Below are 21,615 nucleotides of genomic sequence, written 5' to 3'. Positions count from 1 at the left end.
GGCTTTCGCCGGGGAACAGCTCCCTACTTGCCTGAAGGGTATATATCCCGATCAGGTCCGGGGTCGCAATGACGAAGCGGGTCAATCCAAAATCATCAGAGTCCAGGGCCCTCAGGCCCGCCTCGCCTTCCCGTAAGCTGCGGCCCGGATTCGACGCGCACCTCGCCAGCCGCGAGCCCCCGACGCGGTTGCAGGCCGCCCGCCCCCCTTGCATTTCCTGCCCCCCGGCGTAAGGCGGCGCGGACATAAACCCGCGCGCGCGACTCCCGTTGGCCCCGCTCTCCCGGATCGGGCTTCGGCCGTCATTCCCCGCCGCGCTAATTTGGGGACTGCAAGCCTATGACCACCACCGGCCACGATACGCTGGGCACCCGTTCGACGCTCGATGTCGGGGGCAAGACGTACGCCTATTATTCGCTCGACAAGGCGGCGGCGAAACTGGGCGACGTGTCGCGCCTGCCCTTCTCGATGAAGGTGCTGCTCGAAAACCTCCTCCGTTTCGAGGACGGCGGCTTCACCGTGTCGACCGACGACGTCCAGGCGATCGTCGACTGGCAGTCGAACCCCGTGTCGGCGCGCGAGATCCAGTATCGCCCGGCGCGCGTGCTGCTTCAGGACTTCACCGGCGTCCCCTGCGTCGTCGACCTTGCCGCGATGCGCGATGCGATCGCCAGGCTCGGCGGCGACACGTCGAAGATCAACCCGCTGGTTCCCGTCCACCTCGTCATCGACCACTCGGTGATGGTCGACGAGTTCGGCCACCCCAAGGCGTTCGAGCAGAATGTCGAGATCGAATATTACCGCAACGGCGAGCGCTACGACTTCCTGAAATGGGGGTCGAAGAGCCTCGACAATTTCAAGGCCGTGCCGCCGGGCACCGGCATCTGCCACCAGGTCAACCTTGAACACATCGCGCAGGCCGTGTGGTCGAGCGAGGGCGCGGACGGCCAGACCGTCGCCTATCCCGACACCTGCGTCGGCACCGACAGCCACACGACGATGATCAACGGCCTGGGCGTGCTCGGCTGGGGCGTCGGCGGGATCGAGGCGGAGGCCGCGATGCTGGGCCAGCCCGTTTCCATGCTGATTCCCGAGGTCGTCGGCTTCAAGCTCACCGGGCGGCTCAAGGAAGGCGTCACCGCGACCGACCTCGTGCTCACCGCGACGCAGATGCTGCGCGCCAAGGGCGTCGTCGGGCGCTTCGTCGAATATTTCGGCCCCGGGCTCGACAGCCTCAGCCTCGCCGACCGCGCGACGCTCGCCAACATGGCGCCCGAATATGGCGCGACCTGCGGCTTCTTCGGCATCGACGAAAAGACGATCGACTATATGCGGCTGACCGGCCGCAGCGAAGAGAATATCGCGCTGGTCGAAGCCTATGCGAAGGCGCAGGGCCTGTGGCGCCACGCCGGCATGCCCGACCCCGTGTTCACCGACACGCTCGAACTCGACATGGCGACCGTCGTCCCCAGCCTCGCCGGGCCGAAGCGCCCGCAGGACAAGGTCGTGCTGACCGAGGTCGACGACGTGTTCAACGCCGACCTCGCCAATGTCTACAAGCACGACGGCGCGAAGCGCGTGCCGGTCGAAGGCCGCGATCACGACATCGGCGACGGCGACGTCGTCATCGCCGCGATCACCAGCTGCACCAACACCTCGAACCCCGGCGTGATGATCGCCGCCGGCCTCGTCGCCAAGAAAGCGAACGAGCGCGGCATGAAGCCGAAGCCGTGGGTCAAGACCAGCCTCGCGCCGGGATCGCAGGTGGTCACCGACTATCTCGCCAAGGCGGGCCTCCAGCCGCACCTCGACGCGATCGGCTACAACCTCGTCGGCTATGGGTGCACGACCTGCATCGGCAACTCGGGCCCGCTCGCCGAGCCGATCTCGGCCGCGATCAACGGCAACGACATCGTCGCCGCCTCGGTCCTGTCGGGCAACCGCAATTTCGAGGGCCGCGTGTCGCCCGACGTGCGCGCCAACTTCCTCGCCTCGCCGCCGCTCGTCGTCGCCTACGCGCTGAAGGGCACCGTCACCGAGGATTTCACGGGTACGCCGATCGGGCAGGACAAGGACGGCAACGACGTCTACCTCAAGGACATCTGGCCGACCAACCAGGAGGTCGCCGACACCATCGCCGGCGCGGTCGACCGCGACATGTTCGAGGCGCGCTACGCCCATGTCTACAAGGGCGACGAGCATTGGCAGAAGATCCAGGTCGAAGGCAGCGACACCTATCAGTGGCGCGCCGGGTCGACCTATGTCGCCAACCCGCCTTATTTCGAGGGGATGGAGATGACGCCGGCGCCGGTCGCCGACATCGTCGACGCAAAGCCGCTCGCAATCCTGGGCGATTCGATCACCACCGACCACATCAGCCCGGCCGGGTCGATCAAGGCCGACAGCCCGGCGGGCAAATGGCTGATGGAGCATCAGGTCGCCAGGGCCGACTTCAACAGCTACGGCTCGCGCCGCGGCCATCACGAGGTGATGATGCGCGGCACCTTCGCCAACATCCGCATCCGCAACGAGATGGTGCCGGGGATCGAGGGCGGCATGTCGCGCTATGGGCAGGAAGTGATGCCCATCTATGACGCCGCGATGCGCCACAAGGCCGACGGCACCCCGCTCGTCGTCGTCGCGGGCAAGGAATATGGCACCGGCTCATCGCGCGACTGGGCGGCGAAGGGGACCATCCTGCTCGGCGTGCGCGCGGTGATCGCCGAAAGCTTCGAGCGTATCCACCGCTCGAACCTCGTCGGCATGGGCGTGCTGCCGCTCCAGTTCCAGGACGGCCAGACGCGCGAGACGCTGGCGCTGACGGGCGACGACAGCTTCACTATCACCGGCGTCGCCGACCTGAAGCCGCGCCAGACGGTGACAGTGCAGGTGACGCGCCCCGACGGGTCGACCTTCAGCTTCGACACGCTCTGCCGCATCGATACGGCGAACGAGGTCGAATATTATATGAACGGCGGCATCCTGCACTATGTGCTGCGCAAGCTCGCCGCCTGACCCGCGAGCGGGAGGCCCGGGGGCGAAGCGGTGAGCGCCTTGCTCCTCTTCGCCGCGGGCTTCCTGTGCGGCGCGGCGCTGACATGGATGCTGCGCCGCAAGGCCGGACGCGGCGCGCGCGACCTGATCGCGCCGCCGCCGGCACCGCGACCCATCGGGCGGCCGGTCTCCGTTTCCAGCGCGCCCGTACCCACCGGCAGCGATGAAGAGGCGGTCGTCGAACTGCTGCGCCAGAATCGCAAGATAGAGGCGATAAAGCTGTGGCGCGAAGCCACCGGGCTGGGACTGGCCGAAAGCAAGGCGGCCGTCGAAGCTCTCGAACGCCGCCGGCTGATCCGCTGACTCGCGACCGCTTCGCGAGCCGGGATTTACACCGTCGGAGTGCAATCTTTTTGAACGAAACATCGTCCCCGCGAAGGCGGGGACCAGAGCGTCATGGCGGCGGCGCGGGCGACCATCCCGACGCGCCGAGCGTCAGAACGTTATGACATCGACTGGATTCGTCATTGCGAGCGGCGAAGCCGCGCGGCAATCCAGAGCGCGCGCAGACCGCCCTGGATTGCTTCGCTCCGCTCGCAATGACGAAGTGGGGCAATCCAAAGTCATCGTGCTCCAAATCCAGCCCATATCCCGTTCCAGATCGTAGGCGCGCCGCCCTATTCGCTCGCGCTGTCCTCCGCGTTCCACGCCGCGACCTTGGCGCGCGTGTCGGCCAGCATCGCATCGAGCGCGGCGCGGTCATAGGTCTTGCCGCGCATCACCACCGTGTCGATCGCCTTCGTCGCGGCGATATCCTCCAGCGGGTTGCGTTGCAGCAGCACCAGGTCGGCGGCCATCCCCGGCCGGATCGCGCCATAGCGGTCGAGCTGGCCGAACCACGCCGGCCCGGCGCGCGTCGCGGAGGCGAGTGCCTGCGCCGGGGTCAGCCCCTTTTCCACGAACAGCGCGATCTCGTCGTGCAGCGCGAAGGCGGGATAGTTGAAGCTGTTGAGGAATCCCGCGTCGGTTCCGGCGATGATCGTGACGCCGGCCCGCTGCAGCATCGGCAATATCCGCGCCATCGCGTCGATATGCGCGTGGCGCGCCGCGATCGCCTCGGGGCTGGCCTTGGCCGCGCGCTCGATGCGCCAGTCATAGGTCTTGCGCAGCTTCGGCCCGATATAGGCGAGCCCTTCGTCCTTGCTGTGGTCGTCGCGGTCGAGGAAGGCGAGGATGCGGCTGCCGTTCAGCGTCGGGGTGACGAACACGCCCTTTTCGGCGAAATGGCGATAGGCCGCCATCGCGGTCGCGGGGTCGAACGCCGCGTCGAGCCGGCGGCTCGCCTCGGCGCGGTCGATGCGGCGCGCGGCGAAATCGGCGGCGACCGCCGCTTCGTCACGCGCCCCGGCGTGATAGGCATAGTCGAGATGCTCGATCGAACTGATCCCGGCATCGACCGCCTGCCGGGTGGTCAGCGCCATCGGGATATGCCCCGACGTCCGGATTCCGCGCGCCTTCGCCTGCCGCAGCGCATAAAGGAACAGGTCGGGTTTCAGCGTGCTGTCGGTGATCTTGACGAAATCGACCTTGTCGCGCTGTTGCAGCCGGGTCAGCGCCGCATCGACGTCGGCTTCGCTGCCGACCTCGATCGTTCCCTTCCACACCGGCGCGATCCCCTCGATCTTCGCGCCGGAGGTCAGCAGGCGCGGCCCGAACAGGCTGCCGCTCGCAATCTCGCTGCGCCAGCCGAGCACCTGATCAGGCAGGTCGCCCGAACAATCGCGGATCGTCGTGATGCCGTTGGCGACATAAAGCGGCAGAAGCGCCTTGTTCTCCTCGATCAGTTCGGGCCCACCGCCGAAATGGACGTGCATGTCCCAAAGGCCGGGGATCAGATAGAGGCCCTTGCCCTCGACGACCTTGGCCGCGCGCCAGTCGCGCACAATCGCGGCATCAGCGCCGACGGCGACGATGTCGGCGCCGCGCAGCACCACTGCCTGATCGGCCTGCGTCTTCGCCGCCTCGACATCGACGAGATTCACATGGCGGATGACGACATCGCCCTGCTGCGACGCCGCGAGCGCGGGCGCGGCCAAAGCGAGCAGCGATGATGCCAGAGCGGCGGCGAGACGTTTCATGCGGGAGACCCTTTTTCCGGACAAGGGATTACCCTAGCCCCGAAAGGGCAGTCTCAACAAGGCGGATATGGTGGGCGCTGACGGGCTCGAACCGCCGACCCTCTCGGTGTAAACGAGATGCTCTACCAACTGAGCTAAGCGCCCCCTGCGGGGAGCGGGCGCCCTGCCACAGCTTCGCCGCACTGGCAAGCCGCCGCGCCTATTCCTCCAGCGCCTCGAAATAGCGCGTCATCGCATCGGCCGCGCCGTCGGCGAGCGCGATGAAGATGCGGCGTCCGTCGTTGGGGTCGGCTTCGCGCACGAACAGGCCGGCGTCGGTCATCGTCTTGATCCAGCGCAGTGCGGTCGTCGCGGGGACCGCGGCGGCGATGCACAGGCTCGATACCGAAACGGGCCGCCGCTCGAGCCGCGCGGCATAAAGATCGAGCAGCATGTCCCACGCCGGATCGGCGAACAGGTCGGCCGGGAAATATTGCTCGCGTATCCGCCGCTGCCGCAGGAGGCGGCGCACCGCCTTGGCGCGCTGGCGATCGGTCGCCCGATCCTCGGGCACGAAGCTGCGTGGCGCGGCGGCATAGTCGCGCCCGGGCGACCGCAGCGACACCGCGCGGCCCGGGTCGTCGGACGGCGGCATCGCCAGCCCGCCGGATCCTCCTGCCAGCCCGCGCTGTCCGGCGAGGTCGCCGAGCAGGCGCGAGATGCGCGCGACCTCTTCCTGCAAGCGATCGATGCGCTCCATCGCTTCGTCGCGCGCGACGTCGTGCACGGCAAATGCCGCACCGGGGCTGGCGGCGGCAAGCGCGACCAGCCGGTCGGCGGCATCGGCCTCGACCAGCCATTCGGCGCGCACCGCGGGCGGGATCGCCGCCGCGACGCGGTCGAGCGCCGCCAGCCCGGTCTCGCACACCAGCCGGCAATCGCGTTCGATCACCGCGGCGGCGATGTCGGCAAGCGATGGCTCGTCGATCGCGTCGGCGTCGGCCAGCCAGACGATGTCGACCGCGATCATCGCGCGGATATGCGCCGCCGCGTCGGACGGGGCGAGCGCCGCGACCAGCCGGACCCCCGCCCGCGCATAGTCCGGCACCGCTTCCGCCGGGCCGACGAACAGCAAGCGCGTCGCCGGTCCAAGGTTCGCCCGATCCGGCGATGGCACGGTCTCCGCCGGTCGAAATGCGATCGCCTGTTCCATGGCCCCACCCTTTCCCTGTTTTCTGCCCATCCCGGTGCCCTTATGCCGTCATAGCGGCGATATTCCCCTTTTGTTCGCTCGTATCTGCCGCCATTTCGGACCCTGCCGCTGGATCGCCCGGGTCCGCGGGCAAGTCGGCGGACAAATTTGGTCCATTTTGGACATGATTTGTTCTCATCGTCAATCCCTGATTCACCCTTGCAACGCCGGCTTCGCCGCTTCACCGCGATTGCGATGCGCCGTTCCTCTCCCCTCACCCGCCTGCGCTGGCGCCGGCGGCTGCGCGCGCTGGCCGCCCTGCTGCTGCTCGCGGGGCTGGCGGTCGCGGCATGGCTAGGAAGCCCGGCACCGGTGGTGGCGGTCCCGCTCGTCCATGTCATCGACGGCGACAGCCTGACGGCGCGACAGGATGGCCGCGCCCTGACCGTTCGGCTCGTCGGCATCGACGCGGTCGAATATCGGCAGGACTGCGAACGCGCCGACGGCACGCGCTGGCCGTGCGGGGTCGAGGCGCGCGCGGCGCTCGAACGTCTCGCCGGGCGCGGCCCTCTTCATTGCGCGATCGAAGGCACGGACCGTTATCGCCGAACGCTCGCGGCCTGCCGGACCGTCCCCAACCCCGGGGGGTCCGACCTCGGCGCCGCGCTGGTACGTCAGGGCTGGGCAATCGCGACTAACGACCGCTATTTCGTCGAGGAAGCCGAAGCGCGCGCAAAGCGACGCGGCATCTGGCAGGGGCGCTTCGTCCGGCCCGCCGACTGGCGCGGGGCGCACCAGCGGCCGAAAGAATAGCCGCCGAAACCGGCACCGCGGCGCCACGGGCCCGACCTGCATCGACGGCGCGTCCCGAATGGCCATCGCCCGCTTTCCGCCGCGCGCTTTTGCCGCTAGGGACGAGCGCATGAACGGACTTTTCCCAGTCATGGTCGGCGGCGCGATCGGCGCGGGGGTGCGGCATCTGGTCGGCCAGATCATGCTCGCGCGGCTCGGCCCCGGTTTCCCGTGGTGGACGCTGTCGATCAACATCGCGGGTAGCCTGCTGATGGGCCTGCTGATCGGCTGGCTCGCGCGCAGCGGCGGCAGCGAGACGACGCGGCTGTTCCTGGGCGTCGGCATCCTCGGCGGCTTCACCACCTTTTCCTCGTTCAGCCTCGAATTCTGGCTGCTGTTCGAACGCGGAGCGATGGCGCAGGCGGCCGCCTACGTCCTCTCGTCGGTCGTCGTCGGCATCGCGGTATGCGGGCTGGGGATGCTCGCGATGCGGCAGCTTCCGGCATGAGCGGCGACAGCGCCACCGTCGAGGAAGAGGATGACGGCATCCGGCTCGACCGCTGGTTCAAGCGGCACCGGCCGGGCACGCCGCACGCGCTGATCGCGCGCTGGGCGCGGTCGGGCGAACTGACGCTCGACGGAAAGAAGGCGGACGTCTCCGCCCGGATCGAGGCGGGGCAGCGGATCGCGATGCCCGTTCCCCCCGCCGCCCCCACCGGACCGCGTCCGCGCAAGGACCGGCCGCTGTCCCCCGCCGACGTCGCGCTGGCCGAGGCGATGGTGATCCACCGCGATGCGAGCGCGTTCGTGCTCGACAAGCCGCCGGGGCTTGCGACGCAGGGCGGGACGAAGACCGACGCGCATGTCGACGGGCTGCTCGGCGCGTTGCAAGGCGAGGCGCCGGTGCGGCCGAAGCTCGTCCACCGGCTCGACAAGGACACGTCGGGCGCGCTGCTGGTCGCGCGCACCCCGCGCGCCGCCGCATGGTTCGCCAAGGCCTTTTCGAACCGCAGCGCGCGCAAGACCTATTGGGCGATCGTCGTCGGCGTCCCCGACATCGCGCAGGGGGAAATCGACCTGCCGCTGGCGAAGCAGCCCGGATCGGGCGGCGAGAAGATGCATGTCGACGACAAGGGGCTGCCTTCGAAATCGCGCTATCGCATCATTGAGCGCGCGGGGAACAGCGCGGCGTGGGTCGAACTCCAGCCGCTGACAGGCCGCACCCATCAGCTTCGCGTCCATATGGCGGCGATCGGCCACCCGATCGTCGGTGACGGCAAATATGGCGGCAAGGCGGCTTTCCTGACCGGCACGATCAGCCGCAAGCTGCACCTGCACAGCCGCCGCCTGCGCATCGACCATCCCGACGGCGGCGCGCTCGACATCTCGGCGCCGGTGCCCGAACATTTCGCCGCGAGCCTCGACGCGCTGGGCTTCGACCCGCTGCTCGGCGATGCGCTGGCCGAGGAGGCGCCCCGGCCTTCGGCGAAGACCGTGCAGAAGACGAAGGCCAAGGCGCACGCCAAGCAGGTTCGCAAGGCAAGGCGCGGCGAGCGGCGCGGCCGCGCCGAAGCCAAGGCGAAGCCCAAGGCCCCGGCGAAACGCGGCCCCGCGAAACCCGGCGGCCGCAAGCCCGCGCCCCGGAAACCGCGCTGATGCATCCCGACCCCGCCTTCCGGCCGCGGCAGGACGACCTCGCCGCGCTGCTGGTGCGCGAGATCGGCTTCGCCGCCATCTTCGCGGGCACGCCCGACGGCCCGCGCGTCGCGCACGCGCCGGTGGTGCTGAGCGCGGATGCGGCGACGCTGCAATTCCATCTGTCGCGCGGCAACGGGCTGACCCGGCATCTCGCCGGGGCGACGGCGCTTGCGGTCGTGCAGGGCCCCGACGCCTATGTCAGCGCGGGCTGGTATGCCGAGGAAGCGCACGCGGTGCCGACGTGGAATTATGTCGCGGTCGAGATGGAAGGCCCGGCGCGCCGGCTCGACGAGGCCGAACTGGTGGCGCAGCTCGACGCGCTGTCGGCGCAGCACGAGGCGCGGATCGGAGCGAATCCGCCGTGGACGCGCGACAAGATGGACCCGAATTATTTCGCGAAACTGACCGGTGCGATCATCGGCTTCGAGATGCGGATCGCCGCATGGCGCCCGACGATCAAGCTGTCGCAGAACAAGCCGGCCGACGAACGCGCGCGGATCGCGACGGAGATCGCGGCGACCGGCCATGGCGCGCTGGCGCATTTGATGCGCGAGCTTGGCGGCGATAGGAAAAGCGCATGACCCGACCCGAAGACGCCCTGGCGAAGAAACGCTTTTTCGCGCTGTCCAGCATGCGACTTGTGGGCGCGCTGCTCATCCTCGCGGGCTTCCTGCTCATCCGCGGCGTATGGGCGCTCGCCGGCCAGCCCGCCGACCGCTGGGTCGGCGCCGCCGTGGTGCTGATCGGCTTGTTCGATTTCGCGATCATGCCGCGCATTCTCGCGCGCCGCTGGCGGACGCCGCCCGGGCCGTGAAGCGCTTCTGGAAGCAGGCCGAGGCTGTCCCGCAGGACGGCGGCTGGGGCGTCGCGCTCGACGGGCGGCCGGTGCGCACCCCGGCGCGTGCGCCGCTCGCCGTCGCGGGCCGCGCGCTGGCCGAGGCGATCGCCGCCGAGTGGGACGCGCAGGGCGAGGATATCGACCCGGCGTCGATGCCGCTGACAGGCATCGCCAACGCCGCGATCGACCTCGCCACCGCCGACCCCGCCGGCTTCGCGGCGCCGATCGCCGCCTATGCCGCGAGCGACCTCTTCTGCTACCGCGACGACCGCGACGCGGCGCTGCAGGCCGAACAGGCGGCGGCGTGGAACCCGCTGCTCGCCTGGGCCGAGCAGCGCCACGGGATCGAATTCGCGCTCGCGCAGGGGGTGCTGCCGGTCGATCAGCCGCCCGCGACGGTCGCGGCGCTGCGCGATGCGGTGCAGGGCCTCGATCCCTTCCGCCTCGCGCCGCTCGCACCGCTCGTCACCATCGGCGGATCGCTCGTCGCCGGGCTCGCGCTGGTCGAGGATGCCTTTCCGGCGGACGCGCTGTGGACGGCGGTCAGCCTCGACGAACTCTATCAGGAACGCCGCTGGGGCGCCGATACCGAAGCGCGGAAGACGCGTGCGCGCCACGAGGCCGACTGGCACCACGCGGCGCGATTCCTGCGGTTGTTGTAGAGGGCCGCTCTCCTCAATCCGCGAAATTCGGCTTGCGCTTCTCCATATGCGCCATCACCGCCTCGATCTGGTTCGGGGTGCGGATGACCTTGACCTGTTCGTCGCTTTCGGCCTGCAATATCTCGGCATCGGTCGCGTCGGCGAGCATGTTGCACAGGCGCTTGGCGCCGCGGATCGCGTGCGGGTTCTTGCCCGCGATCACCCGCGCGAGGTCCATCGCCTTGCCCAGCGGGTCGTCGGCGACATGCGTCGCGAACCCCAGCAGCTTCGCCTCCGACCCGGTGAATTCGCGGTTGGTGTAGATCATCTCGCGCAGCACGTCGTCGGCGACTTGCGTGCGCCACAGTGCCATTCCCGCGACGTCGGGGACAAGGCCCCAGCGCATCTCCATGATCGCGATGCGCGTGTCGGGATGGACGATGCGGATATCGGCCGCCGCCATGATCTGACTGCCCGCGCCGAAGGCGACGCCGTGCACCGCGGCGATCACCGGCACCGGCAATTCGCGCCAGCCCCACGCGGCATATTGCGCATTGTTCGACGGGCCACGCGTGCGGTCGGACAGCGTGCCGCCCGCGCTGCTCGCCCCCGGATCGCGCTCGGCGCTGAGGCTCGAGAGGTCGAGCCCGGCGCAGAAGGCGCGCCCCTCGCCCGACAGCACGACGACGCGCAGTCCCTGCTTCGCCTTCAGCTCGTCGATCGCCTCGGCCAGCGCCGACCACATCGCGGCGTCGAGCGCGTTCATCTTGTCGGCGCGGATCAGCCGGACGTCGGCGATGCCGTCCTCCAGCATGGTGATGGAAATGCGGTCCTGCATCGGGAGAATCCTCTCAGTTGCGTTGAAGCGCCGCTTCGACGAGCGGCAGCTGGTCGTTGCCGAAATACATGTCGGTGCCGTCGACGAACAGCGTCGGCGAACCATAACCGCCGCGCGCCACCAGTTCTTCGGTATTGGCGCGCAGCCGCGCCTTGACCGCGTCGGTGGTCGAGGCGGCGCGGATCGCTGCGCCGTCGAGCCCCGCGCCCGTCGCCACGGCTTCGAGCACGGCGGGATCGTCGAGATTCTCCTGCCGCCCGAAATAGCTTTCGAACGCGGCGCGCGCAAAGGCGATCAGCGCCGGCTGGTCGTCCTCGAGCGCGGTCGCGAAGCGCATCGCGTGGACGCTTTTCGCCGGGTGCCAGCGCGACGGGAAGTTCATCTCCACCCCCGCCAGCCGCGCCCAGTCGGCCAGCACCTTCCAGCCATGCTGCATCTTGCGGTTGTCGGTCTGCTCGCGCGCGGCATAGACCGCCGGGTTCACCGCGTTGAACACCCCGCCGACCAGGATCGGGCGAAAGGTCGCATCGGCGCCCGTCCGCGCGATCAGCGGCTGGACATTGGCGAATGCCAGGCAGGTCCAGGGCGAGGAGAGGTCGAAGAAAAATTCGAGACGGGAGGGCATGACGGCTCCTTCGCTGGCGGGTCAGCTTTGCAGGTCGGCCTGCTCGATCGCGCGGTGAAAGCGGCGCGCGGCGGCGGGATCGAGCCGGTCCTCGAACAGCGTCAGATGACGCTCGACCGTCCAGCGCGCGCTGTCGAGGTCGCCGACCGCCGCCGGGTCCATCTCGCGCTGATATTCGAGGCCGAAGCGCAGGATCAGCAACGCGTTGGTGCACAGGTCGCCGAGCCGGACGCGCGGCCAGTCGAGCAGGCCGCGATCGATCATCGCGCCCAGATAGATGCTCAGCTGTTCGTGCACCCGGTCGTACCAGCCGCCGATATGATCGAGGATGATCGGGCTCGATTCGCCGTAATCGGCGCGGTCGCGATAGATGAAGCGAAAGGTGTGCAGTTCGCGCTGCATGCAGGCGAGCAGGCCGACATATTCCTCGATCAGGTCGCCCGCATCGGACGGGCGCATCCGCAGCCGTTCCTCGATCGCCTCCGCGAAATCGGCGCTGATCGCGTCGAGCAGCGCGCGCTTGCTGCGGAAATGATACCACAGATTACCCTCGGCGATGCCGACCTCGGCGGCGATCGCGGCGGTCGAGACGCTGCCGAAGCGCTGTTCGTTGAACAGCCGCAACGCCGCCGTCAGGATGCGGTCGCGCGTCTTGACCCGCGGCGGGCTCACTTGCCCTTCGCCTTCTCCCAATATTGGTCGCGCAGCAGCCGCTTGTAGAGCTTGCCGGTGTCGTGGCGCGGCAGCGCCTCCAGGAAATCGATGCGCCGCGGGATCTTCACCCCCGACAGCTTCTCGCGCGCATAGGCGCCCAGTTCCTCGCGCAAGGCGTCGGTGGCGTCGGCCATGTCGGCGGGCTGGACGACCGCGATCACCTCTTCGCCCATCTCTTCGTGCGGTCCGCCGACGACCGCGACATCGGCGACCTTCGGATGGGTGACGAGATGATTCTCGATCTCCTGCGGATAGATGTTCACCCCGCCGGAGATGATCATGAAGCTCTTGCGGTCGGTCAGATAGAGGAAACCCTCCTCGTCGACCCAGCCGACGTCGCCCAGCGTCGACCAGCCTTTCGAATTGCGGCTCGACGCGGTCTTTTCGGGGTCGTCGTGATACTCGAAGACCTGCTCGCTTTCGAAAAAGACCGTGCCTTCCTGCCGCACCGGCAGTTCGGTCTCGTTATCCTCGCCGACGATATGCAGCACGCCGTTGATCGCGCGCCCGACCGTGCCCTTGTGCGCCAGCCAGTCCTCGCTGGTCGCGAAGGTCATGCCATTGCCTTCCGATCCCGCATAATATTCGAGCAGCACCGGCCCCCACCAGTCAATCATCGCCTGCTTGACCGGCACCGGGCAAGGCGCGGCGGCGTGGATCGCGCTCTTCATCGACGACACGTCGTATTTCGTGCGCACCGCCTCGGGCAGTTTCAGCATCCGCACGAAATGCGTCGGCACGAATTGCGCCGCGTTGCAGCGATATGTCTCGATCGCCGCCAGCGCGCCTTCGGGATCGAATTTCTTCATCAGCACGACGGTGCCGCCAAGCCGATGAATCGTCATCGACCAGCGCAGCGGCGCCGCGTGATAAAGCGGCGCGGGCGACAGATAGACGCTCTCGGGGCCGATATGGAAGGCCGCGGCGGCGAGCATGACGAGGCTGTTCGGCGCGTCGATCTCGCGCTCCTCTGGCAGCGGCACCCTGACCCCCTTGGGGCGGCCGGTGGTCCCCGACGAATAGAGCATGTCGACCCCGGCGCGCTCGTCGGCGATCCGCGTCGCCGGCATCTTCGCCAGTTCGTCCTCGATCTTCGGCCAGCCGGCGATGTCGCCGCCCATCGAGAAACGCTCGATCCGCGTTTGGAGCTGCTGCGCCGCGGGTGCGAGGCTGGCGGCGACGATCAGCATCTTCGCGCCCGAATTTTCGAGGATATAGTCGGTCTCGTCCTGCGTCAGCCGCGACGAGATGCAGACATAGCGCAGCCCCGCGCGCTGCGCGCCCCAGGTCAGCCCGTAATAATGCGGCGTGTTGTCGAGCATGAAGGCGACGACGTCCTCGTGCCCCAGTCCGTGCGCGCGAAAAAGCTGTGCCGCACGGTTCGACGCCGCGTCGAGTTCGGCATAGCTGATCGATTCGCCCGTCTCGGCGACGATGATCGCAGGCTTGTCGGGGGTTGCGGCGGCGTGGACGGACGGGTGCATCGGCGATCTCTCTCCAGCTGTTCTGTTCGTTCTTTCCGCCGAGTCAGTAGTCATCCGAAGCGCCGGGTCAAGCAGGCTTAGGGTCTTGCCCCTATTCGGGCGCGCCCGCGCCGGGATGCGAGCGCAGCGCATAGCCGACGCCCTTGATCGTGTGCAGCATCGGCCAGGCGAAGCCGCGGTCGAGTCTGGCGCGCAGCCGCGACATATGCACCTCGACCCGGTTGGTCCCCGGATCGAAGTCGAGCCGCCACACCGCCTTGAGCAGCGCCGCGCGCGACAGCGGACGATCGGGAACGCGCGCCAGATTGGCGAGCAGGTCGAATTCGCGCAGCGGCAGGCGGATCGGCCGCCCCGCGCGCTCGACGCGCCGGTCGATCAGGTCGATCCGCAACTCGCCCGCGCCAAGCTGGCCGGCGGCCAGCCGGCTGCGCCGCAACAGCCCGGCGGCGCGCGCCAGCACCTCGGGCAGATTGTCGGTCCAGGTGACCACGTCGTCCGCGCCGCCATGCAGCGCGATCATCCGTTCCTCCAGCGAGTCGCGATCCGACACCGCCAGCACCGGCCGCCGCGCGGCGACCGCCGCCATCAGCCGCACGAAGGCAAAGGGGTCCTGCCAATCGAGGAAGGGGTTGATCAGCAGCAGGTCGAAGCAGCCGTCGAGCCATGGCCGCAGTCCGTTCGCCGGCGACGGCATCGACCGCACCGCATGGCCCGCGGCTTCCAGCGCCGCGCCCAGCGTCGCGGCGCGCTCGCGCAGCGGATGATAGAGGGCGATGCGCCCCGCCCCATCATGCGATTCGCCGCCCGGATCGCCTCCGTCCGATACCCGCACCCTGCCCCCCAGGCCGTCACACCCGACGGCGTTTCGCGGCGCCCGGCATTGCGCCGGTCCCCCGCTGTGCTAACCGATGGACATGACCTCGACCGACCTGCTCGACAGCGCTTTCGCCACCCTGCCCGACCTGATCCGCGCCCATGCCGCCGAACGTCCCGATGCCGTAGCGGCTGCCGACCCGTCGCGGCGATTAAGCTGGTCCGAACTGGACCGGATGATGGATCGAATCGCCGCCCGGCTTCAGCAGGACGGCTTCCAGAGCGGCGACCGGACCGCCGTTGCCGGGCTCAACAGCGTCGAACAGATGGCCGCGATCCTCGGCACGCTGCGCGCCGGCGGCGTCGCGGGACTGATCACCAACAGCGCGACCGGCGAACAGATGGCGGCGATGATCGCCGACACGGGCGCGCGCCACCTGTTCCTCGACAGCGCCGCCGCGGCGAGCCTCGAAGGCCAGACCGTCACCGCATCCGACCGCATCGCCATGGACGGCAGCGGCGTCGGGGTCGCGCTCGACGACTGGATGGCGCCCGCGGGAACGAAGCCCGATGCAGTCGAAATCCGGCCGGAAGACGGCTTCAACATCATCTATTCGTCGGGCACCACCGGCACGCCGAAGGGCATCGTCCATAGCCACGCGATGCGCTGGCAGCATATCCAGCGCGGCGTTCCCGCCTATGGACCGCACGCGGTGACGATCCTGTCGACCCCGCTCTATTCGAACACGACGATGGCGAGCTTCCTTCCCACCGTCGGATCGGGCGGGCAGGTCGTGCTGATGAAGAAGTTCGATGCGCGCGGTTTCCTCGAACTGGCGGAGCGCGAGCGCGCGACCAACACGATGCTGGTGCCGGTGCAATATCGCCGCATCATGGCGCTCGAGGATTTCGACCGATTCGACCTCTCCAGCTTCATCATGAAATATTGCACCTCGGCCCCCTTTCCCGCCGCGCTCAAGGCCGACGTGCTCAAGCGCTGGCCGGGCGGGCTCGTCGAAATCTACGGCATGACCGAGGGGGGCGCGGCCTTCATCCTCGAAGCGCATCAATATCCCGACAAGCTGCACACCGTCGGCCGCCCCGCGCCCGGCCACATCGCCAAGGTGATCGACGAGGAAGGCAACGAGCTGCCGCAGGGTTCGGTCGGAGAAATCGTCGGCCGCAGCCCCGCGATGATGACCGGCTACAACAACCGCCCCGACGCGACCAGGGCGATGCACTGGTATGATGCGGAGGGGAATCTCTTCTATCGTCACGGCGACATCGGCCGCTTCGACGAAGACGGCTTCCTGACGCTGATGGACCGCGCGAAGGACATGATCATCTCGGGCGGCTTCAACATCTTCCCCAGCGATCTGGAGGCGATCCTGCTCGCCGACGACCGCGTCGTCGAGGCGGCGGTGGTCGGCATGCCGAGCGAGGAATGGGGCGAGACGCCCGTCGCCTTCGTCGTGCTCAAGCCCGGCGCCGATGCCGAAAGCGTGCGCGCCGACTGCAACGCCAAGGTCGGCAAGACCCAGCGGCTGAGCGCAATCCGCGTCGTCGAAGAACTGCCGCGCAGCCCGATCGGCAAGGTACTGAAACGCGAATTGCGCGACGCCTATTCGGGGTGAATGGCGGATAGCGATCGGAAGACGCCATTCTCGTTTTTCGCTTCGTCATTCCCGCGAAAGCGGGAACCCAGGGAAAGGTCGGCCGACGCCCGCTCTGGATCCCCGCTTTCGCGGGGATGACGAAGATGGGGTATGTCTGGCCACCCCAAACGGACGACCCGGCAACCTTCGCGATCAGGCGAACTCCGCTGCCTCCACTGCCGCCAGCGCGCTGGCCAGCCGCGCGTCGCCTTCGCCCTCGACCCACGCCCAGCGCAGTTTTCGTCGTTCGAGCTCGCCGATCGCGACGTCCATGAACTGCCGCCGCGCGAGGTCGCTGCCGAACAGCCGCGTGCCGTCCTCTTCCCACGAAAGGTCCATCGCGGGGACGAGGTAGAGGTCGGCGACCTCATCCCACGCGTCGATCTCGGGCAGCCGCCGCCCGAGCAGCATCACCGCCCACGCCTGCGTCATCAGCGGGTCGGTGTCGGACACCAGCCATAGGGGCCGCTGCGCCAGCGCTGCTCGCGTCGCCGCGACATGGCCCTCGAAGATCGCGAGCAGGTCGGCCTCGTCGAACCCGGTGCCGTTCGCCTCGGCATAGGCGCGGCCATATTCGGGGACGACGAGGCCGCCGAGCCGCGCGGCGAGCCGTGGTGCCAGCGTCGACTTGCCGGTGCTTTCGGCGCCGTGGAGGCAGATGCGGCGGGTCATGCGGGCGCCGTCCCCACCGCGGCGGCGCGGCGCCACTGGATCAGCCCGTCGATCGACAGGCCGAGCAGCACGACATAGACCACGCTCGTCGCATAGAGGCCGCGCGAGGCGAACAGCGGCACAGCGATCAGATCGACGAATATCCACAGCCACCAGCTTTCGACCCGGCGCCGCGCGAGCAGCCATTGCGCGGTGATGCTGGCCATCGCGATCGCGCCGTCGATCCACGGCGCCGCCGCGTCGGTGTGGCGATGCATCGCCGCGCTCCAGACGATCCAGGCCGCCAGCGTGGCGCCGCCCCAGACCAGCCGCGCCCGCGCGGTCATCCAGCCGACCGGCACGCCGCTGCCCTCGCGCGCGCGCAGCCAGGCGGCCCAGCCATAGAGGTTCAGGACAAGGAAAAAGCCCTGGAGAAGCATGTCGCTGTAAAGCTTCGCCTCATAGAAAACGACGGCGTAGAGGCTGACCGCGACGAGCGCGAAGGGATAGTTCCACACGCTGCGCAACGCGACGAGCGCGACGTTGATCAGGACGAGGCTGGCGGCGATCCATTCCACCTCGCTCATGGGCGGCGCCCCCCTCGTCGCCCGACATGGGTCACAAATCGTCGGCCTTCATCGCGAAGATCGGCTCGTGCGGGCGATAGGCGACCATCTTGTCGAGCAATTCGTCGAGCCCGGCATCGACGATCATGATCCGCGCATGCGCCGGGCGGATGAAGCCGACCTCGACCATGCGGCGGTTGAAGGCGATCAGATCGTTGTAGAATCCCCCGGCATTGAGCAGTCCGACGGGCTTGGCATGATAGCCGAGCTGCGCCCAGCTGATCGCCTCCCACAACTCGTCCATCGTGCCGACGCCGCCGGGAATGGTGAGGAAGCCGTCGGACAGGTCGGTGAACATGCGCTTGCGTTCGTGCATGCCGGAGACGACGTGGAGTTCGGTCACGCCGCGATGCGCGACCTCGGTGCCGACCAGCGCGTCGGGGATCACCCCGATCACCTCGCCCCCCGCCGCGAGCGCCGCATCGGCGACCGCGCCCATCAGGCCGGTCCGGCCGCCACCATAAACGACGCCGATGCCGCGGCTCGCCAGCGTGCGCCCGACATGCCGCGCGGTTTCGATGAAGGCGGGGTCGTCGGGGGTCGCGGACCCGCAATAGACGGCAAGGCGTTTCATCGTGAAAGGCATGGCAATGTCCGTTCGGCCTGGCCCTTCGGCAGGGCTCGATGGAGCCGCGTCGAAAGCCCGTTTCGTCTTTCCGCGCCTTTGCAGGAAGAACCGCGCTTCGACAAGTCGCCGGCGACGCGCGCCGGACGATCGGCCATATGGGCTTTGGGCCATATAGACTCTGGCGAGCGCCGCGCCGCCCGGCTAAGGCTGCGCGCGTGACCGCGACACTCCACGCTTTCGCCGACCGCCGTCCGAAGCTCGCCGCCCTGCTGCTCGGCGCCGTTTCCGCCACGGGCTTCGCGCCGCTCGACCTGTGGCCGCTGACCCTGATCGCACTCGCGGGCTGGATGCTGCTCGTCGCGCGGGCGCCGCGTGGGCGCCGCGCGCTCGGGATCGGCTGGGCCTTCGGGGTCGGCCATTTCACGATCGGCCTGAACTGGATCGCGACCGCCTTCACCTATCAGGCGGCGATGCCCGCATGGCTGGGGTGGATCGCGGTCGTGCTGCTGGCGCTCTACCTCGCCGCCTATCCGGCGCTCGCGGCGTGGGGGGCGTGGACGGTTTCCCGAATCGCCGTCCCTGCGAAAGCGGCAGGTGCCGGAGACGGGACGCCAACGGTCCCCGCCTTCGCCGGGGTAACGCTTTCCTTCATCCTCACCCTCGCCGCGCTGTGGACGCTGACCGAATGGCTGCGAAGCTGGGTGTTCACGGGCTTTGCCTGGAATCCGCTGGGCGCGATCGCGGCGGGCCGCTTCGCTTCGGCGGCGATCTGGCTCGGCACCTACGGGCTCGGAGCGCTGGTCGTCTGCGTGGCGGGCGCGCTGCTCCTGCTTTCGGCGCGGCAGTGGAAGCGCGCGGCGCTCGCAGCATCGATTCCGATATTGGCCACCGCGACCGCAGTTGCGACGGCCGGCGGCGGCGGCGGAACAGCCGACACGGCCTCCTCGATCCCCATCACCCTCGTCCAGCCCAACATCGGACAGCAGGACAAGTGGGAGGGTGACAAGGCCGACGCCAATTTCGCCAAGCTGGCACGGCTGACCGTCCCCAAGGACGATCGCGCCCGCCTGATCCTGTGGCCAGAGGCGGCGATCCCCGATTATCTCGAAACCGGCTATCCGCTCGTCTATTATGATCGCTCGCCGGCCGAGGCGCGGGCGCGACTGACGAATCTGATGAATCCCGGCGACCTGATGCTGCTCGGCGCGCTCAAGCTCGAACTCGGCCGCGACGGCACCGTCGTCGGCGCGCGCAACGCGGTGATGACGGTGTATCCCGACGGCACGCTGGGGCCGCGCTACGACAAGGCGCATCTCGTCCCCTATGGCGAATATCTGCCGATGCGGCCGCTGCTGTCGGCGATCGGCCTGTCGCGGCTCGCGCCGGGCGACATCGACTTCTGGCCGGGGCCGGGCGCGCGCACCCTCTCCCTGCCTGCCGCGACCCGCACGGTCGACGTCCCGCCAGCGGGTCACCCGCCGGCGGTGATCGCAACCCGCCTGCCCGAAACGCTGCGCCCGGCGGTCGAGGTCGGCCTGCAAATCTGCTACGAGATCATCTTTTCGGGACAGGTCGTCGACCGCGCGCATCGGCCCGATTTCATCTTCAACCCCTCGAACGACGCCTGGTTCGGAAGCTGGGGCCCGCCGCAGCACCTCGCCCAGGCGCGGCTGCGGGCGATAGAGGAAGGGCTGCCGGTCGTCCGCGCGACTCCGACCGGGATCAGCGCGGTGATCGACGCCGACGGCCGCATCCGCGCAGCGATTCCGATGCACCGCGCCGGGCGCATCGACACGCTGGTTCCGCCGGCCCACGCCCCGACGCTTTTCGCCCGTTTCGGCAATCGTCTTCCGGTCGGCTTCGCGCTGCTGCTGCTCGCGCTGGCCATTGCCTTTCGACGGCGCGGACGCTAACAGCGCCGGGACATAAACTTTTCTTTATATCCAAATCCAAAGAAAGTCTCCCATGCGCAACAGCTTCCTCTTCACGTCCGAAAGCGTGTCCGAAGGGCATCCCGACAAGGTTGCCGACCAGATCAGCGATTCGATCGTCGATCTGTTCCTGTCGAAGGACCCCGAAGCGCGCGTGGCCTGCGAAACGCTGACCACGACCCAGCTTGTCGTGCTGGCGGGCGAAATCCGCTGCAAGGGCGTCTACGAGGATGGCGAATGGGCGCCGGGCGCGCTCGACGAGATCGAGGCGACGGTGCGCGAGACCGTTCGCGAGATCGGGTATGAGCAGGACGGTTTCCACTGGAAGAACCTGCGCTTCGAGAACAATCTCCACGGCCAGTCGGCGCATATCGCGCAGGGCGTCGACGAAAGCGCCGACAAGGACGAGGGCGCCGGCGACCAGGGGATCATGTTCGGCTATGCCTCCGACGAGACGCCCGACCTGATGCCCGCGACGCTCGATTACGCACACAAGATTCTCGAGCGCATGGCCGCCGACCGCAAGGCCGGCATCGCGCCCTTCCTCGAACCCGACACCAAGAGCCAGGTCACGCTGCGCTACGCCAACGAGCGCCCGGTCGAGGCGACCGCGATCGTCGTGTCGACCCAGCACGCGCCGGGCTATTTCTGGCACGACGGCGAAGGCGACGAGACCAAATATCAGGAGCTGCGCAAATATGTGCTGGGCGTGATCGCCGACGTCCTGCCCGCCGAGCTTCTGACCGCGAACACCGTCTATCATATCAACCCGACCGGGCGTTTCGAGATCGGCGGACCCGACGGCGACGCCGGGCTGACCGGCCGCAAGATCATCGTCGACACCTATGGCGGGGCGAGCCCGCACGGCGGCGGCGCGTTCAGCGGCAAGGACCCGACCAAGGTCGACCGCTCGGCCGCCTACATCACGCGCTATCTGGCCAAGAATATCGTCGCCGCCGGCCTCGCCCGCCGCTGCACGATCCAGCTCAGCTACGCGATCGGCGTCGCCGAACCGCTGTCGGTCTATGTCGACCTGCACGGCACCGCGGCCGAGGGCGTGTCCGAAGCCGCGCTGGAACAGGCACTGCCGCAGCTCGTCCGGCTGACCCCGAAGGGCATCCGCACCCATCTGGGCCTCAACAAGCCGATCTATCGCCAGACCGCGGCCTATGGCCATTTCGGCCGCCAGCCGGACGGCGACGCCTTCCCCTGGGAACGCACCGACCTGATCGATAGGCTGAAGGCCGCGCTGGGCCGTTAAGACCCGCGCACTTCTCGCCCGATCGCGGCGCGATCTGCGCGTGCCGCGCCATTCGGGGCGGCAAGCGTTCAATCTGGATCGCCTCTCTTCCGTTCGTGTCGAGCGAAGGCGAGACACGAACGGGATGCAGATTTGGCGCTCCGCCGCTTGGACTCTGATGGCTTTGGATTGCCCCCC

General features: G+C 68.5%; 21 protein-coding genes and 1 tRNA gene. 11 read left to right on the top strand and 11 right to left on the bottom strand.

Annotation, left to right across the window (positions count from 1 at the left end):
* Nucleotides 1–339 precede the first annotated feature (339 nt).
* Both acnA and SGR02S_RS14885 read left to right on the top strand, forming a co-directional pair.
* Nucleotides 340–3,015 carry an aconitate hydratase AcnA gene (gene acnA / locus SGR02S_RS14890; RefSeq protein ID WP_067111497.1) on the top strand — a complete coding sequence of 892 codons (2,676 nt, stop codon included), beginning with the start codon at nucleotides 340–342 and terminating at the stop codon, nucleotides 3,013–3,015.
* Between the two features lie 30 nt (nucleotides 3,016–3,045).
* Nucleotides 3,046–3,357, top strand: a complete 312-nt coding sequence (locus tag SGR02S_RS14885) for a ribosomal protein L7/L12 (RefSeq protein WP_067111494.1) — start codon at nucleotides 3,046–3,048, stop codon at nucleotides 3,355–3,357.
* Nucleotides 3,358–3,671: 314 nt separating this feature from the next.
* On the opposite strand, the gene SGR02S_RS14880 is transcribed toward SGR02S_RS14885, so the two are convergent.
* From SGR02S_RS14880 to SGR02S_RS14870, 3 genes are all read right to left on the bottom strand, one after another.
* Nucleotides 3,672–5,132: an amidohydrolase family protein gene (locus SGR02S_RS14880; RefSeq protein WP_067111490.1), complete on the bottom strand. Its 1,461-nt coding sequence runs from the start codon at nucleotides 5,130–5,132 to the stop codon at nucleotides 3,672–3,674.
* A 68-nt stretch (nucleotides 5,133–5,200) separates the two neighbouring features.
* Nucleotides 5,201–5,276 (bottom strand) — tRNA-Val (locus tag SGR02S_RS14875).
* 55 nt (nucleotides 5,277–5,331) lie between these two features.
* Nucleotides 5,332–6,324 (bottom strand): winged helix DNA-binding protein, encoded by a 993-nt coding sequence (locus SGR02S_RS14870; RefSeq protein WP_067111487.1) that lies wholly within the window; start codon nucleotides 6,322–6,324, stop codon nucleotides 5,332–5,334.
* Between the two features lie 234 nt (nucleotides 6,325–6,558).
* Between SGR02S_RS14870 and SGR02S_RS14865 the strand changes: the two genes are divergently transcribed.
* From SGR02S_RS14865 to SGR02S_RS14840, 6 genes are all read left to right on the top strand, one after another.
* A complete protein-coding gene (locus SGR02S_RS14865; RefSeq protein WP_082797175.1) occupies nucleotides 6,559–7,116 on the top strand; it encodes a thermonuclease family protein in 558 nt (185 codons plus the stop codon).
* 109 nt (nucleotides 7,117–7,225) lie between these two features.
* Nucleotides 7,226–7,603, top strand: coding sequence for a fluoride efflux transporter CrcB (gene crcB / locus SGR02S_RS14860; RefSeq protein ID WP_067111479.1), 378 nt, complete (start codon nucleotides 7,226–7,228; stop codon nucleotides 7,601–7,603).
* Nucleotides 7,600–8,751 carry an RluA family pseudouridine synthase gene (locus tag SGR02S_RS14855; protein WP_067111476.1) on the top strand — a complete coding sequence of 384 codons (1,152 nt, stop codon included), beginning with the start codon at nucleotides 7,600–7,602 and terminating at the stop codon, nucleotides 8,749–8,751. Before crcB ends, SGR02S_RS14855 begins: the two co-directional genes overlap by 4 nt.
* Entirely contained in the window at nucleotides 8,751–9,374 is a 624-nt protein-coding gene (locus SGR02S_RS14850; protein ID WP_067111473.1) for an FMN-binding negative transcriptional regulator, read from the top strand. The genes SGR02S_RS14855 and SGR02S_RS14850 overlap by 1 nt, the downstream gene beginning before the upstream one ends.
* Complete coding sequence (locus SGR02S_RS14845; RefSeq protein ID WP_067111470.1) at nucleotides 9,371–9,607, top strand: hypothetical protein; 237 nt, start codon at nucleotides 9,371–9,373, stop codon at nucleotides 9,605–9,607. Before SGR02S_RS14850 ends, SGR02S_RS14845 begins: the two co-directional genes overlap by 4 nt.
* Nucleotides 9,604–10,293 (top strand): ATP12 family chaperone protein, encoded by a 690-nt coding sequence (locus tag SGR02S_RS14840; protein WP_067111468.1) that lies wholly within the window; start codon nucleotides 9,604–9,606, stop codon nucleotides 10,291–10,293. The genes SGR02S_RS14845 and SGR02S_RS14840 overlap by 4 nt, the downstream gene beginning before the upstream one ends.
* Nucleotides 10,294–10,306: 13 nt before the next feature.
* On the opposite strand, the gene SGR02S_RS14835 is transcribed toward SGR02S_RS14840, so the two are convergent.
* From SGR02S_RS14835 to SGR02S_RS14815, 5 genes are all read right to left on the bottom strand, one after another.
* The gene (locus SGR02S_RS14835; RefSeq protein WP_067111466.1) at nucleotides 10,307–11,110 is read right to left on the bottom strand and encodes a crotonase/enoyl-CoA hydratase family protein; all 804 of its coding nucleotides are present in this window, start codon (nucleotides 11,108–11,110) and stop codon (nucleotides 10,307–10,309) included.
* A 13-nt stretch (nucleotides 11,111–11,123) separates the two neighbouring features.
* A complete protein-coding gene (locus tag SGR02S_RS14830; RefSeq protein ID WP_067111463.1) occupies nucleotides 11,124–11,735 on the bottom strand; it encodes a 2-hydroxychromene-2-carboxylate isomerase in 612 nt (203 codons plus the stop codon).
* 21 nt (nucleotides 11,736–11,756) lie between these two features.
* Entirely contained in the window at nucleotides 11,757–12,407 is a 651-nt protein-coding gene (locus tag SGR02S_RS14825; protein ID WP_067111461.1) for a TetR/AcrR family transcriptional regulator, read from the bottom strand.
* Complete coding sequence (locus SGR02S_RS14820) at nucleotides 12,404–13,933, bottom strand: acyl-CoA synthetase (RefSeq protein WP_067111459.1); 1,530 nt, start codon at nucleotides 13,931–13,933, stop codon at nucleotides 12,404–12,406. Before SGR02S_RS14820 ends, SGR02S_RS14825 begins: the two co-directional genes overlap by 4 nt.
* Before the next feature lie 91 nt (nucleotides 13,934–14,024).
* Nucleotides 14,025–14,765: a response regulator transcription factor gene (locus tag SGR02S_RS14815; protein ID WP_067111456.1), complete on the bottom strand. Its 741-nt coding sequence runs from the start codon at nucleotides 14,763–14,765 to the stop codon at nucleotides 14,025–14,027.
* A gap of 82 nt (nucleotides 14,766–14,847) precedes the next feature.
* On the opposite strand from SGR02S_RS14815, the gene SGR02S_RS14810 reads away from it, so the two are divergent.
* A complete protein-coding gene (locus SGR02S_RS14810; RefSeq protein WP_067111507.1) occupies nucleotides 14,848–16,380 on the top strand; it encodes a class I adenylate-forming enzyme family protein in 1,533 nt (510 codons plus the stop codon).
* A gap of 174 nt (nucleotides 16,381–16,554) precedes the next feature.
* Here SGR02S_RS14810 and SGR02S_RS14805 read toward each other — a convergent pair whose 3' ends face one another.
* Genes SGR02S_RS14805 through SGR02S_RS14795 form a run of 3 tightly spaced genes read right to left on the bottom strand, consistent with a single transcriptional unit; the run spans nucleotide 16,555 to nucleotide 18,252 of the window.
* Nucleotides 16,555–17,073 (bottom strand): AAA family ATPase, encoded by a 519-nt coding sequence (locus SGR02S_RS14805; RefSeq protein WP_067111503.1) that lies wholly within the window; start codon nucleotides 17,071–17,073, stop codon nucleotides 16,555–16,557.
* Nucleotides 17,070–17,639: a nicotinamide riboside transporter PnuC gene (pnuC, locus tag SGR02S_RS14800; RefSeq protein ID WP_067111454.1), complete on the bottom strand. Its 570-nt coding sequence runs from the start codon at nucleotides 17,637–17,639 to the stop codon at nucleotides 17,070–17,072. The genes SGR02S_RS14805 and pnuC overlap by 4 nt, the downstream gene beginning before the upstream one ends.
* A 31-nt stretch (nucleotides 17,640–17,670) precedes the next feature.
* Entirely contained in the window at nucleotides 17,671–18,252 is a 582-nt protein-coding gene (locus tag SGR02S_RS14795) for an LOG family protein (RefSeq protein ID WP_067111500.1), read from the bottom strand.
* 209 nt (nucleotides 18,253–18,461) lie between these two features.
* Between SGR02S_RS14795 and lnt the strand changes: the two genes are divergently transcribed.
* Both lnt and metK read left to right on the top strand, forming a co-directional pair.
* The gene (lnt, locus tag SGR02S_RS14790; protein WP_067111451.1) at nucleotides 18,462–20,159 is read left to right on the top strand and encodes an apolipoprotein N-acyltransferase; all 1,698 of its coding nucleotides are present in this window, start codon (nucleotides 18,462–18,464) and stop codon (nucleotides 20,157–20,159) included.
* Between the two features lie 52 nt (nucleotides 20,160–20,211).
* On the top strand, nucleotides 20,212–21,438 hold the full coding sequence (gene metK, locus SGR02S_RS14785; RefSeq protein WP_067111448.1) for a methionine adenosyltransferase: 1,227 nt from the start codon (nucleotides 20,212–20,214) through the stop codon (nucleotides 21,436–21,438).
* The last annotated feature ends 177 nt before the right edge of the window (nucleotides 21,439–21,615 follow it).

This window comes from Sphingopyxis granuli NBRC 100800 (assembly GCF_001591045.1).
GTDB classification, from domain to species: Bacteria; Pseudomonadota; Alphaproteobacteria; order Sphingomonadales; family Sphingomonadaceae; genus Sphingopyxis; species Sphingopyxis granuli.
This window is presented reverse-complemented; position numbering and strand designations above follow the sequence as displayed.

Coding starts and splice junctions, on each gene's coding strand:
- acnA (WP_067111497.1), top strand. CDS start 340: ATGACCACCACCGGCCACGATACGCTGGGCACCCGTTCGACGCTCGAT.
- SGR02S_RS14880 (WP_067111490.1), bottom strand. CDS start 5,132: ATGAAACGTCTCGCCGCCGCTCTGGCATCATCGCTGCTCGCTTTGGCC.
- SGR02S_RS14870 (WP_067111487.1), bottom strand. CDS start 6,324: ATGGAACAGGCGATCGCATTTCGACCGGCGGAGACCGTGCCATCGCCG.
- SGR02S_RS14865 (WP_082797175.1), top strand. CDS start 6,559: ATGCGCCGTTCCTCTCCCCTCACCCGCCTGCGCTGGCGCCGGCGGCTG.
- crcB (WP_067111479.1), top strand. CDS start 7,226: ATGAACGGACTTTTCCCAGTCATGGTCGGCGGCGCGATCGGCGCGGGG.
- SGR02S_RS14855 (WP_067111476.1), top strand. CDS start 7,600: ATGAGCGGCGACAGCGCCACCGTCGAGGAAGAGGATGACGGCATCCGG.
- SGR02S_RS14850 (WP_067111473.1), top strand. CDS start 8,751: ATGCATCCCGACCCCGCCTTCCGGCCGCGGCAGGACGACCTCGCCGCG.
- SGR02S_RS14845 (WP_067111470.1), top strand. CDS start 9,371: ATGACCCGACCCGAAGACGCCCTGGCGAAGAAACGCTTTTTCGCGCTG.
- SGR02S_RS14835 (WP_067111466.1), bottom strand. CDS start 11,110: ATGCAGGACCGCATTTCCATCACCATGCTGGAGGACGGCATCGCCGAC.
- SGR02S_RS14830 (WP_067111463.1), bottom strand. CDS start 11,735: ATGCCCTCCCGTCTCGAATTTTTCTTCGACCTCTCCTCGCCCTGGACC.
- SGR02S_RS14820 (WP_067111459.1), bottom strand. CDS start 13,933: ATGCACCCGTCCGTCCACGCCGCCGCAACCCCCGACAAGCCTGCGATC.
- SGR02S_RS14810 (WP_067111507.1), top strand. CDS start 14,848: ATGACCTCGACCGACCTGCTCGACAGCGCTTTCGCCACCCTGCCCGAC.
- SGR02S_RS14805 (WP_067111503.1), bottom strand. CDS start 17,073: ATGACCCGCCGCATCTGCCTCCACGGCGCCGAAAGCACCGGCAAGTCG.
- pnuC (WP_067111454.1), bottom strand. CDS start 17,639: ATGAGCGAGGTGGAATGGATCGCCGCCAGCCTCGTCCTGATCAACGTC.
- SGR02S_RS14795 (WP_067111500.1), bottom strand. CDS start 18,252: ATGAAACGCCTTGCCGTCTATTGCGGGTCCGCGACCCCCGACGACCCC.
- metK (WP_067111448.1), top strand. CDS start 20,212: ATGCGCAACAGCTTCCTCTTCACGTCCGAAAGCGTGTCCGAAGGGCAT.